Annotated in this window: 10 protein-coding genes and 2 tRNA genes; 6 read left to right on the top strand and 6 right to left on the bottom strand. The window is 50.1% G+C overall.

What is annotated here, in order from left to right; translation table 11 throughout:
* Positions 1–51: 51 nt before the first annotated feature.
* Positions 52–1,227, bottom strand: coding sequence for an ATP-binding protein (locus CHB92_RS13540; protein WP_089319756.1), 1,176 nt, complete (start codon positions 1,225–1,227; stop codon positions 52–54).
* 113 nt (positions 1,228–1,340) lie between these two features.
* On the opposite strand from CHB92_RS13540, the gene hemA reads away from it, so the two are divergent.
* On the top strand, positions 1,341–2,615 hold the full coding sequence (gene hemA, locus CHB92_RS13535; RefSeq protein ID WP_089319755.1) for a glutamyl-tRNA reductase: 1,275 nt from the start codon (positions 1,341–1,343) through the stop codon (positions 2,613–2,615).
* A gap of 137 nt (positions 2,616–2,752) precedes the next feature.
* On the opposite strand, the gene CHB92_RS13530 is transcribed toward hemA, so the two are convergent.
* On the bottom strand, positions 2,753–3,049 hold the full coding sequence (locus CHB92_RS13530; RefSeq protein WP_245842564.1) for an ArsR/SmtB family transcription factor: 297 nt from the start codon (positions 3,047–3,049) through the stop codon (positions 2,753–2,755).
* Between the two features lie 131 nt (positions 3,050–3,180).
* On the opposite strand from CHB92_RS13530, the gene CHB92_RS13525 reads away from it, so the two are divergent.
* From CHB92_RS13525 to CHB92_RS13515, 3 genes are all read left to right on the top strand, one after another.
* Positions 3,181–4,254, top strand: a complete 1,074-nt coding sequence (locus CHB92_RS13525; protein ID WP_089319754.1) for an anhydro-N-acetylmuramic acid kinase — start codon at positions 3,181–3,183, stop codon at positions 4,252–4,254.
* Between the two features lie 70 nt (positions 4,255–4,324).
* Positions 4,325–5,551: a Glu/Leu/Phe/Val dehydrogenase dimerization domain-containing protein gene (locus CHB92_RS13520; protein ID WP_089319753.1), complete on the top strand. Its 1,227-nt coding sequence runs from the start codon at positions 4,325–4,327 to the stop codon at positions 5,549–5,551.
* Between the two features lie 9 nt (positions 5,552–5,560).
* On the top strand, positions 5,561–6,733 hold the full coding sequence (locus tag CHB92_RS13515; protein ID WP_089319752.1) for a mechanosensitive ion channel family protein: 1,173 nt from the start codon (positions 5,561–5,563) through the stop codon (positions 6,731–6,733).
* Positions 6,734–7,097: 364 nt separating this feature from the next.
* Here CHB92_RS13515 and CHB92_RS13510 read toward each other — a convergent pair whose 3' ends face one another.
* Entirely contained in the window at positions 7,098–9,566 is a 2,469-nt protein-coding gene (locus CHB92_RS13510; protein WP_245842562.1) for an AsmA-like C-terminal region-containing protein, read from the bottom strand.
* Positions 9,567–9,803: 237 nt separating this feature from the next.
* Here CHB92_RS13510 and CHB92_RS13505 point away from each other — a divergent pair.
* Positions 9,804–9,878 (top strand) — tRNA-Val (locus tag CHB92_RS13505).
* 93 nt (positions 9,879–9,971) lie between these two features.
* A tRNA-Val gene (locus CHB92_RS13500) sits at positions 9,972–10,046 on the top strand.
* A 187-nt stretch (positions 10,047–10,233) separates the two neighbouring features.
* Here the strand turns inward: CHB92_RS13500 and coaE are convergent.
* From coaE to yajC, 3 genes are all read right to left on the bottom strand, one after another.
* The gene (gene coaE / locus CHB92_RS13495; RefSeq protein WP_089319751.1) at positions 10,234–10,833 is read right to left on the bottom strand and encodes a dephospho-CoA kinase; all 600 of its coding nucleotides are present in this window, start codon (positions 10,831–10,833) and stop codon (positions 10,234–10,236) included.
* Between the two features lie 2 nt (positions 10,834–10,835).
* Positions 10,836–11,744: a YbbR-like domain-containing protein gene (locus CHB92_RS13490; protein WP_245842560.1), complete on the bottom strand. Its 909-nt coding sequence runs from the start codon at positions 11,742–11,744 to the stop codon at positions 10,836–10,838.
* A 101-nt stretch (positions 11,745–11,845) separates the two neighbouring features.
* The gene (gene yajC, locus CHB92_RS13485; RefSeq protein ID WP_089319750.1) at positions 11,846–12,151 is read right to left on the bottom strand and encodes a preprotein translocase subunit YajC; all 306 of its coding nucleotides are present in this window, start codon (positions 12,149–12,151) and stop codon (positions 11,846–11,848) included.
* Between the last annotated feature and the right edge of the window lie 13 nt (positions 12,152–12,164).

The following is a 12,164-nucleotide window of genomic DNA, read 5'->3' as shown; positions in this document are numbered from 1 at the left end:
CACTGAACGAAAACGGGAAAAGCTGACAGAGAACATAGTTCAGCACATTCCCTACCTGTTCAGCACAATACGGAAAGTGGTCCCCTTTCCTACTTCTGACCATTTTACAAATAGCTTTCCTTCGTGGTAGTTGTCAATGATTCGCTTGGCTAGTGCCAGACCCAGCCCCCAGCCGCGCTTTTTAGTTGTGAAGCCTGGCAGGAAGACCGAGTCGATCTTACTCTTGGGGATGCCCTTGCCCGTGTCCGTGATATCCACCGCAATGCTGCTCTTCCCAAGTAAAACCATTTGTATGTTAATACTCCCTCTCCCCTCCATCGCATCCACCGCGTTCTTGCAGATGTTCTCGATCACCCAGTCAAACAAAGAGACGTTTAGCTTGGCCGTGATATCAGGAGAAAAGGTGGAGGTAATGGTAAAGTCGACTTTGCGCGAAATACGGTTTTGCAGGTAATTGATCGCGTTTTGCGTTACCTGCAAGATATTCTCATCACGAAGCAAGGGTACGGAGCCAATGTTAGAGAAACGTTCGGTAATTATCTCCAGCCGCCGCACATCCTTGCCCAGCTCCTCAATAATCGGCTCTTTGTCGAACTTAGGGCTCGCCTTGATGTACTCGTACCAGGCCATGAGAGAGGAGAGCGGTGTGCCCAACTGGTGGGCGGTTTCTTTCGCAAGCCCTACCCACACCTGGTTCTGCTCTGCCCGGCGGGAATAGCTAAAGGCAAAATAAGCCATCGAAACAAAACAGGCGATAACAATCAGCTGCACGTAGGGGTAAAAGCGCAGCTGCGATAACAAAGCTGAATCCTTGTAGAACACATAGTTCACCGACCCTTCGGCCCAAGGCACCTCAATGGGCACATGCTGCGCCTTCATTTTCTCTATTTCACGCTGTAGCAGCTCATTCAGGCGCTCCGGTGAAATGTTTTCGGGCAAATCTATGTTCTTAGAGTCGAGTATGTTTTCGTTCTCATCGGTCAGGATAACAGGCACCGTGTGGTTGGAAGAGAGGATTTCCTCCTCAATAAATACAATATTGTCGTCGCTTGGCGCATTGATCATGTAGCGGAGGCCTTTGGCGTAGAGTTGCACCAACTCCTGCTCCCGCTCGGATAGCTTGCTGACTAGTATATTGGTGTAGGTAATAGTGGCTGCACCAATGATAAGGGCTATGATAACAAAAACAAGCTTTATCCTGTTCTTCTGAGAATAGATAGGAATCATGCAATATACACGTAATTTATTTGAAATTAGTATAAATTAAACATTGAGAGCAAGGAAGTTTTATTTAAAAAAATAGAAGTTTAACTTTGCACTCTAGTAGAACACACTTTACTATGCTTCAGAATTTCAAAGCAATCAGTCTCTCGCACAAGAAAGCGCCGCTGGATATCAGGGAACTGATTGCCTTAGATGAAACTTCCTGCAGACGATACCTACAGACACTCAAGAGCTTTATTCAGGCTTCTGACATACTGGTGCTTTCTACCTGCAATCGCACCGAAGTGTACTATAATGCCGATACCGACCACAGTACAGAAATTGTAAAGCTGCTCGGCATCACCAAAGGCATGGATAACATCTCCCAATACCTTGACTATTTCACGGTTTTCAATGAGCACGACGATGCTGTACAGCACCTGTTTGATGTATCAATGGGACTGGAGTCGCAGGTGGTGGGCGATATGCAGATTTCTAACCAGGTGAAGATGGCTTACCAGTGGGCTGCCGACAACGAAACAGCCGGCCCGTTTCTGCACCGCCTGATGCACACGATCTTCTACACAAACAAGCGCGTGGTACAGGAAACGGCCTTCCGCGATGGAGCTGCCTCTACCTCCTATGCCGCTATAGAACTGATCGAAGAGCTGACAGCCGATGTTATCGAGCCGAGCGTGCTGGTAGTGGGGTTAGGAGAGATTGGCGCTGATGTGTGCCGCAACCTGAAAGACAGCGGCTTTAAGCATGTGAAGATCACGAACCGCACCCAAGCTAAAGCACAGGCACTGGCTGAGGAGTGCGGCCTGGAGGTGCTTGCTTTCGAGAATATCGTGCAGGGGATGAAAGAGGCCGACGTGATCATTTCTTCCGTGGCCCGCGAAACACCTTTCTTCACCAAAGAAATGGTAAAGCGCCTAGATGTGCTCTCGTTTAAGTTCTTTATCGACCTGTCGGTACCACGGAGTGTTGAAGCTGAAGTCGAGTCCGTTCCGGGGGTGCTGGTGTATAACATCGACACGATCCAGAATAAAGCGTCGGAGGCGCTGCAGCGCCGACTGAGTGCCGTGCCTCAGGTAAAGGAGATTGTGGCGGAGTCTATCGAGCAGTTCAACGATTGGTCTAAAGACATGATGGTCTCCCCAACGATTCATCGGCTGAAGAATGCCCTGGAGGCGATCCGTCAGGAAGAGATGGCCCGCTACATGAAAAAGCTTGGGCCTAAGGAAAGCAAGCTCATGGACAACATTACCAAGTCTATGATGCAGAAGATTATCAAGCTTCCTGTACTGCAACTAAAGGCTGCCTGCAAGCGGGGCGAGGCAGAGACATTGATCGACGTGTTGAATGACCTGTTTAACCTGGAAAACCAGCCTGAAGAGGCAAAGCCTTAAAAATAAGCGAACGGCTATATTTTCTTAGTGAAAATTAAAGCAAAAGGCCTCCGTACCCTTCATAACTATATGAAATACGGAGGCCTTTTGCTTTTTACATGCCCAAGCAATCACACTCACACGCGCAAAAGACTTTCTTAAATGTCTATGCAGCACTCTTCCAGGCAGTCAATCACATCGATCAACTTCGGAATCGCCAAGGAGTAATATATCTTCGTTCCCACCTTAAACGAGGACAGAACGCCCTTGTCCTTTAGTGTAATCAGGTGCTGCGATGCGATTGCCTGAGGGAGGTCTAACTGCTTATATATCTCTGTAACAGTCATTTTATCCTCTTTCCCCAGCAAGTCCACTATCGCTAATCTCTTCGGGTGGGCCAATACCTTCAGCATGGCTGCCGCTTTATCTATCTTCTTCGATTCAACTCTTGACAACAAACTTTTCATAATTAATAATTATACCTAACAGTTTCTAAATCTATTTACAGTCTTATACACAATAAGATATATACGAGGTTCGCTCTATTTGGCTGGGCACAGGTTCCACACATTTCTTACTTTTGCCTATGGATACTTCTTATCATGTCATTGGGTTAATGTCAGGCACCTCGCTGGATGGCCTCGACATAGCGTATTGTAGATTTACGTATAATTCCAAAAACTGGATATATGATATACTAAATGCTACTACACTAACATATAGTGATACTCTTATTGATCAGCTCAGGAATGCCGAGACAGCCAGCGCCCTGGATCTCATCGAGTTACACCACGCTTATGGCAGGTTTACCGGTCAGCAAGTGCACGCTTTTGTTCAGCAACACGATATCCGGCCTGATTTTGTTGCCTCCCACGGGCACACTGTCTTCCACCAACCTCAGCGGCACATTTCGCTACAACTCGGGCACGGCGCCTACATTGCCGCACATGCCCAGCTTCCTGTCGTCTGCGACTTCCGCACTTTAGACATAGCCCTTAATGGGCAGGGGGCACCTTTGGTGCCGATCGGAGATGAGCTCCTCTTTAAGGAGTATGACTATTGCATTAACCTCGGGGGCATCGCCAACGTCTCTTTCTCCCAGAACGATAGAAGAATAGCTTTTGATATATGTGCCTGCAATATGTTGCTCAACACGCTGGCAGGGAGCATAGGCCTGCCCTATGATAACAACGGTAAGCAGGCGCGCTCAGGTTCCCTGCACAGGGGCCTGCTACAGGAATTGAACGCTCCGGCTTACTTTTCGGCCCCTGCCCCTAAGTCTTTGGGCAAGGAGTGGGTACTGGAGCACAGCCTGAGGACCCTTACAGCTAGCACAGCTCCTGTTGCAGACAAACTGAACACAACATGCCATCATATCGCCCAACAGCTCAAACAGGCCCTAATTCCACTGCACAAAGGACAGCATCGGGTACTATTAACGGGGGGCGGCGCGTTTAACGGGTACCTGGTGGAGCTGCTGCAGGGGTATCTGGGGGACAACTACAGCGTAGAGGTGCCTACCCCGGAGGTCGTGTCGTTCAAGGAAGCCCTGATCTTTGCCTTCCTGGGTGTGTTGCGCTGGCGCGGGGAGGCCAACTGCCTGCAGAGTGTAACAGGAGCCAGCCACAACAACGTAGGAGGGGCCATTTACCTTTGCTAAGCCGGCCTCACTTAACCATGGCCCAAGCCAAATTCGTACCTTTGCGCAGAACAGCATTCAACACAGCAAGATGAAAGACTTACTCCAGCAATTCGAGAACAAGCAACCCGAAATAGTTTTTGAGTGGAAAGACCCTGAAACGGAGGCCGAGGGCTGGGTCGTGATCAACTCCCTCCGTGGGGGTGCCGCCGGTGGCGGAACGCGTATGCGGATGGGCCTGGACAAGCGCGAAGTAGAGTCGCTGGCCAAGACAATGGAAGTAAAATTCACGGTGTCCGGCCCTGCCATTGGCGGCGCGAAGTCTGGCATTAACTTCGATCCGGCTGACCCCCGCAAGCGCGGTGTGCTGGAGCGCTGGTACAAGGCTGTTATTCCGCTCCTGAAAAGCTATTACGGCACCGGTGGCGACATGAACGTGGACGAGATACACGAGGTAATCCCTATTACAGAGGACTATGGCTTATGGCACCCTCAGGAAGGTATCGTGAACGGACATTTCAACGCCACAGAACCACAGAAGATCAACAAGATAGGGCAACTGCGCCAGGGCGTGAGCAAAGTAATAGAGGACCCTCATTTCTCTCCGTCCACGAACCGCAAATACACCGTGGCCGATATGATCACAGGATACGGGGTGGCGGAAGCCGTTTGTAATTACTATGATATCTGGGGCAGTCAGTTTGAGGGAAAATGCGCCATTGTGCAAGGCTGGGGAAACGTAGGGGCAGCTGCTGCTTACTACCTGGCAGCCAAAGGAGCTAAGATCGTGGGCATTATCGACAGGGCTGGCGGTTTAATTAATGAACAGGGCTATACCCTGGACGAAGTACTGGAACTGCTGCTCTCACGACAGGGCAATGCCCTGAACCCGGAGGGACTCCTGCCCTTTGAAGAGGTAAACGAGCGTATCTGGTCTCTGCCTGCAGAGATTTTCGTACCTGCGGCCGGCTCCCGCCTCGTAACGCGGGCACAGGTAGAGCAAATGATACAGAGCGGCATGGAGGTAATCTCCTGCGGAGCCAATGTTCCTTTCCAGGACCCGGAGATCTTCTTTGGCCCAACCGGGGAGTATGCCGACCGCAACCTGGCCGTGATCCCGGACTTCGTGGCGAACTGCGGTATGGCACGTGTGTTTGCCTACCTGATGGAAAGCGAAGTAGAGGTAACGGACGAGGCGATCTTTCGCGATGTGTCCCGTACCATTCGCACAGCCCTGGAGAAGGCCCACGAAAAGCGCACACAGGGCACCGAGATAACCAAAGCCTGCTTTGAGATAGCCCTGACTCAATTGCTATAATTCCCTTTTATGAAATATTTAGACTGGAAAGACATTCTTGAATATAGCTTTCTAGGTAACACTGTAGGCGAGTACTTGATTTCAGCTGGCATTCTGCTGTTCGGCTTTATCTTTAAGACGCTGCTGTCCCGTTTACTGTCTACCGTTCTGTACAAGCTGGTGCACCGCTTCTTGCAAGAGGCTGACCTGCCCGAGTTCCGGCGCCTGCTGATACAGCCACTGGAAGTGCTGCTCTTTTTGGTGTTCCTGTACCTCGCATTCCAGGTACTGGACTATCCGCTTGAGATAAGTGAGATACGAGAAGAGGACCCTTTCCTCAAGACGTTCTTTTTCCGCACCTACCAGGTGTTTGTAATTGTGGCACTGACCTGGGTGTTTCTGCGCTTCGTCGACTTCTTTGCCCTGATCTTGCGATATAGGGCCGAGAAAACGCCCTCTAAGCTAGACGATCAGCTCGTCCCTTTCTTCAAAGACTTTTCGAAGGTAGTGCTGGTTATCTTCTCTTTCCTGATCATGTTGGGAGTGGTGTTCGGCGTAAACGTGGGAGGCTTGGTTGCTGGCCTGGGCGTAGGTGGCCTGGCCATAGCTTTTGCCGCGAAAGAGAGCCTGGAGAACCTGCTGGCGTCTTTTACCATCTTCCTGGATCAACCTTTCGTGGTCGGTGACCTGGTACAGGTAGGCGATTTGGTAGGTGTGATAGAGAAGATTGGCTTCCGGAGCACACGCATCCGTACCCTAGAGAAAAGCTTTGTAACGGTACCGAACAAGAACATGATCGACAAGCCCCTCGACAACCTGTCGCTGCGCACTTTCCGCCGGGCCAAGTTCGACATCAACCTCACCTACAACACCACTTCTGAGCAGATCCGGGCTATCACCAACGACATACAGGAGTTCATCGACCACCACCCCCGCACAAGCCAGGAGGGCCGTATCCGCTTTTTGAACCTGGGTCCGCACTCGAAGGATGTGATGGTGCTTTATTTCGTAGACACCATGGACTGGAATGAGTACATCGACATAAAAGAAGAGATCAACTACAAGATCGTGGACATTGTGGCCCAGCACGGAGCTGAGTTTGCCTTCCCTACACAAACGCTTTACATGCATCCCGCAGCACCTGCGCCCAAGCCCTCTACACCGCGGATGCAAACGTTCGGGAACAGTACCGACTTGAAGTAAGCACAAATAAAAAAGCCGGAGAAGCTCCGGCTTTTTTTTCACCCTTATATCTTTAGATTCATCTAATTACGTAAAGCATTTCTCTGCTTAATATAACCTATTTAAGAATCTGTCTTTTTAGTAAACCTTAATCCCTTACAAAGAGCCTGTTAGTATCTTTGCAGTTTTGATTTGTAAAACGGGCCAACTTTAGCTTGGTTACAAAAAAAGTATAATTATTTGTTTTTTATGCCTATATTTTACCGTGAACGACTAATAACAACAAGTGTAGGTTAAAATATACTTTTTACGATATTACCTTATCGGTCAACTAATGTTAGGACAACGATGCTAAAGTAACAACATCGCCAGTACCACGGCCCTGTTAAAAGTCGAAGTACTCTCCTTCCTGGAGCTCTACTTTCTTCTCCTTTTCCTCCTGCGGCTTTTTCCCCCGAAGCAGATCCTTTAGTTCTTGTCCCTCCTCCTTCAGGTCGGTCTTTATTTTCTCCCGCACCCGCTCATTATCATAAGCTAGCTTAAAGTCACTCTCATTGCCTTTTAATGTCAGGAAGAGCATGCTGTTGCCGGCATCCCTATCCTCCGCCACTACCCCATATCGCGCATCTTTGTCTTCCCGCCGCTTCCTGAACACGGGGAGCTTGATGCGGTAATCCATGTACTGATCAAAGGTATGCTGCCCTGACACCGAAACCACAGGGGCTGCTGAGAGGTTGGAGCGGATGTCCATCTCCGGAATGTAGATGGTGCGTTGCTGGATCCAGAAACTATTGTGCAGCTCCGCAAAGTGCATGTTCGCGAGCTCTGCGCGCTTTACAAAGGCAGACATTTTCTGCATGGGGGCAAAGTTAACGAGCTGCCCATTGCGCACCGTCGCCACGATCTCGGCCTGTAGCAAATCTGTCTTTGGACTTAGCTGGCTATCGAAGAACACGTCTGAGGCAATGTTCGCTGTCAGCTGCCCCCTTAAATGACGGGCTTCTATAAAGCTCTGATGGAAATTCTCGAACACGAAAAAGAGGCTGTCTACGTTCATGTTCATCAACTTGGCTACCGTACTAACCTTAATCTGCTCGGGGGTGCGCGCGTCCAGGGTGCCTCGCACGGCAAATTCCCCTCCTACTGCCTGGAAAGAGATATTAGGCGTAGAGGCCACCTGGTTCCGCAGCTTTACCTCCCCACGTATATTCTTGCCCCTAAAGCGCCGGAACTTTAAGCGGTTGATGGAGGCACTCAGGTCAAAAGCAATGTTAGGCGACACAACCAGCCTATAGCTGCCCTCTTTTCCTGTACGAGCCTCTTCCGGCGTGTTGAGCTTCTCACTCAGGAGCTGGTCAAAGTTCAAGTAGTCGCTTTTAAAGTCGGCCTCCACCAACAGGCGCTGCCGGTCCAGGAGCAGGTAAGCCATTACGTTCCGGAACATGCCGTTTATCACAAAGTCAGACTCTCCTAGTTTTCCTTTAAAATCCGACACAGCCACATCGTTCTGCTTGAACATGAAGTTACCATTCAGGTTACTCAGAGGCAGCGGGAGCTCCTGTAAGGCCAGGGACACGTTGTGCAGCGTAATGTCTCCGGAGGTATTCAGTGTCGCATTACCAGGACGGGCCTCAAACTCATTCAGGTTACCGGCAAAGGCAACACGCACATCAGCCAAACCACTTCCGCTCTTTACCTGCTGTAGTTTGGCCAATCCTAAAACATAGCCCACATCCAGCATCCCCTGTAAATCGAAGGCAACGTAAGGGTTGTTGAAGTTACTGTACCGGAGGTTTCCTTTGAAAGACCTGCCGTTGAGGCTGCCATTGATGTTTTTCAGCTCCAGCGTAGAGGTACTAGCAGCTCTCTTGTCACCGTTGGTAAAGCTACCGGTCAGGTTGATCTTCTCGACCCGCTGTTTTACCTCGGGATGATAAAAAGAAGCATTGCGGGCCCCAAAGCTAAAGGTAACTTGCGGCGTTTCTGTAGCCGATGCGTTCCCTTTTACCGTACCGTTAAAATAAATCGCTCCCTCACTGCGATACTGGCTAAGACTCGCTGTCATTTGCTGGGGCAAGAGCGATAGCAGGGACTGTATGCTGGTGTTTTTGCCGTCCAGCTTCAGATCCAGGTTTGTGGGACCAGAATAGCTAATAGTCCCTCCCACCTCATAGTCGGCACCCTCTACCTGCACGAGGGATGGTTGAAGCAGGATCACCTTCAAGGCCCTGTCGATACGAAGGGCAGTGCCCAGGTTCACCCGCTTTCCTTTGAAGTACTCGCCAGTGCCCACCTTTATGGTATGAATCGTTGTGTTTCCGTTCGCCTCTATATCGATGGTCTCCGGAGATATAGCCAGGGCTGCTTCCAACTCATGCGCATCTACTTCATAGCTCTGCTTCAGCTGTTGGTCGATATAGTGTACAGCCACCCCCTTTAGAATGATGCGCTCCAGGTCAAAAGAGAAGGTGCTTTCTTCTGTAGAAGCAGAGTCTGTTCTGATGATCTCATAGTTTGCCGAACCATCCGGGAGTATCTTCACATACACTTCGCCCTGCTCCATGTAAAACTGCTTTACGCTGTACGCTCCCCGGAGCACGTCCAGCAGGCTAAAGGTAAAGTAAAGCTTATCAGCCCGCGCCAAAGACTCCTCGCTTTCCGGCAGGCTCTCGTGCACATTCACCTGGTCTAGCGTGACGGCTACATGCGGGAACTTTTCGAACAGCGAAAGCGAGATTTCCCCCACCTCCACCTTGGTCTTGATGTGCTTGTTGGCTTCGGAGACAAAAAGCTCAATGATTCTGTCCTGGTACGCATACACCACCGCCAGTGCCACACCTAGGGCGGATACCACCGCAAGGGTTGAATAAAATAGCACTTTTCTTATCACATCTCTTCTCACCCAGCAAAAGTTTCAGATTAATAGCATCTTATAAAACCTAAAGGTACTGCCACAAAAACGTGCTGGCAATAGCCGCTGATACTACAGAAAATTTTTTAACATTTTTTTCGCGAATGTTTTGCAGTTAAAATAATATGCCCCATATTTGCATCATCAAACGAGGACAGTAGGTCATCGAAAACAAAAAATGGGGTGTTAGCTCAGCTGGTTCAGAGCACCTGCCTTACAAGCAGGGGGTCACTGGTTCGAATCCAGTACGCCCCACAAAAGGACAAATTTAGATTTGTCCTTTTTTTATGTCACATGCCTTATTTTCTGTATCAGTAAAAGGGCATAAGGGCAAGAAAAACAACAACCGGGGTGTTAGCTCAGCTGGTTCAGAGCACCTGCCTTACAAGCAGGGGGTCACTGGTTCGAATCCAGTACGCCCCACAAAAGGACAAATTTAGATTTGTCCTTTTTTTATGTCTATACTTTCCGCAGCTGTTGCTCTGGCTCTACCTTCTTGTAGCTTTATACAACCCGTACTTTTGAAACGGACAGGCCATGGGCAATAGTGTACCTCCTCTGCTTTTAATCGTCTCGCAGGGGTCTCCGCTAGGTGACAATAAGGGTTAGGTTAGTTGTTACCGTGGGAAAGGAATTGCGCGTGAAGGGTTAACACCTGCGGGATAACAAGCCGCTGGTCATCATTATATACCACGTGCGCTGCCCTGGCCATCTTTTCCTCCTCGCTGAGCTGCTTGGCAATAATCGCTCTGATATCTTCTTCTGTTCGGTGGGTATCGCGCTGCAGCAACCGTTTGAGCCGTACATCCAGGGGGGCATAAACGGTAATAATCTGATCCATCTGCCTCCAGGCCTCTGACTCATACATCAGCGCCGCCTCTTTCAGGACGTAGGGCTTACCTTCCTGCGCTTTTACCCAGCTTTCAAAGTCCTGCCTTACATGCGGATGCACCAGCCCATTCAGTTGCTCCAGCCGCTCAGGGTTATTAAAGACAATACTGGCAACATAAGAACGGTTTAGCTCACCTGCCTCTGTAAAGGTCTCCTGTCCAAAGGCAGCTACTAACTCCTGCCGCAGGGCTTCGTCGTGGCGCATCACCCATTTGGCGCGGGCGTCAGAGTCGTACACAGGGATTCCGAGCAAGGCAAACATACGGCTTACCACCGTCTTACCTACGCCAATGCCACCGGTTATACCTATCTTGAGCATGTTTACCTTCTTCTCCGGTTATTCTCCTCAGGCTGCTGCCTGATGGCCTTTATGGCCTCTGGCCACACCTGTACGCCTCGGGCACCCCTGGCCTGCTGCACCACCTCCGGCACAAGCGTCGAGTCACTCCTATTGTAATTACGGTAATCCAGCACTACTTTAAAAGCTTCCCGGTTAAGCAAGGGTACCGAGTCCTGCAGCACCTGGTAACGCACAACAGCAATTGGAGGCCTTAAACTTAGCTCCACGCCTTCCGGCACATTTACTAGTTCGGGAATTACCTGGCGCTCTTCCTGTACCAGGGTTCCTACATTTACCTCTACCGCAGCTTCCTGCACTGAGGCCTGTATTAAAGACTCATAGTCGTAGTCTATGGGTACGGACACCTTGGTCGGGCCTGTAAGGTTTTCCTCCGGCAAGCGCAGCAGAAACGGGTCGGGCAGGCTATCGACCAGCGAGGAAGGCCCTACAAAAGTAACTGAGTCGGGTCGTACGCGCACAGGGCCCACTATTGTATGACCGGCATCTGTCAGGGTCTGCGATGGGTCCAGGAACAGAGGCACCCGCTTTACCACACGCTGGTCGAAGTCGAAGTGAATGGTATCTGTCACCACAAAATTCAGTTGCAGGCCGTCCAAGGCATTGACCAAGGCTGGGCGCAGGGCCGAGCCCAGGAGGTAATTGTTGCGGGGAAGGTTGCGGATAAACACCTCGGCTGGCTGTACCTCTAAGCGCAGGCTTTTGCGCAGCAGTTTCCATCCTTTGCCGGTTACGTTAATGGTAACTTCTTCTGGCAGGGGGTTAATAGGAACGAGGTTACGGGCATTATACACAAACCGGATAGGGTAGGTGATTTGTGTGGAGTAGCTTTTATTGAGCGCGTTGAGCAGCCAAAAGGTGGAGGCCGCCACGAAACAAAGCAATACGACACGCCAGTATTGCTTTGTTCGTGGCTGAAATGGCCTCGCAAACCATGAAACTATATTTTTTGCATTCTCAAGCGGCAAAGCTGCTATTGTTTTTGCACTCGCATGGTAGCTTCCATGGAGACAGCGGTCTTGTCAAACGTTAAACGTACGCCTTTATCGACCTCTAACGTAATGGTCTCATCTTCTATTGCGATCAGTCTGCCGTGTAACCCACTAATGGTAACAACCATCATTCCTTTCGTCAGCTCCTCGCGGAACTTCTTCTGGTCGCGCATTTTTTTCTGCTGCGGCCGGATCATGAAAAAATAAAAGACAAGAATAATAGCGCCAAACATTAGCAACTGAGGCAGCATGCCTCCGTCCGGCGCTTGCAGGAAAAGGGTTCTCATGTGGTGTATGCTC

Origin of the sequence: Pontibacter ummariensis (genome assembly GCF_900188175.1) — a bacterium.
Lineage (GTDB): Bacteria > Bacteroidota > Bacteroidia > Cytophagales > Hymenobacteraceae > Pontibacter > Pontibacter ummariensis.
The sequence above is the reverse complement of the archived record's forward strand: the minus strand, read 5'-3'. Positions and strand labels throughout refer to the sequence as shown.

What these genes read in the sequence shown, in the direction of transcription:
- yajC (WP_089319750.1), bottom strand. Translation starts at nt 12,151, where the DNA reads ATGAGAACCCTTTTCCTGCAAGCGCCGGACGGAGGCATGCTGCCTCAG.
- coaE (WP_089319751.1), bottom strand. Translation starts at nt 10,833, where the DNA reads ATGCTCAAGATAGGTATAACCGGTGGCATTGGCGTAGGTAAGACGGTG.
- CHB92_RS13515 (WP_089319752.1), top strand. Translation starts at nt 5,561, where the DNA reads ATGAAATATTTAGACTGGAAAGACATTCTTGAATATAGCTTTCTAGGT.
- CHB92_RS13525 (WP_089319754.1), top strand. Translation starts at nt 3,181, where the DNA reads ATGGATACTTCTTATCATGTCATTGGGTTAATGTCAGGCACCTCGCTG.
- CHB92_RS13540 (WP_089319756.1), bottom strand. Translation starts at nt 1,227, where the DNA reads ATGATTCCTATCTATTCTCAGAAGAACAGGATAAAGCTTGTTTTTGTT.
- CHB92_RS13520 (WP_089319753.1), top strand. Translation starts at nt 4,325, where the DNA reads ATGAAAGACTTACTCCAGCAATTCGAGAACAAGCAACCCGAAATAGTT.
- hemA (WP_089319755.1), top strand. Translation starts at nt 1,341, where the DNA reads ATGCTTCAGAATTTCAAAGCAATCAGTCTCTCGCACAAGAAAGCGCCG.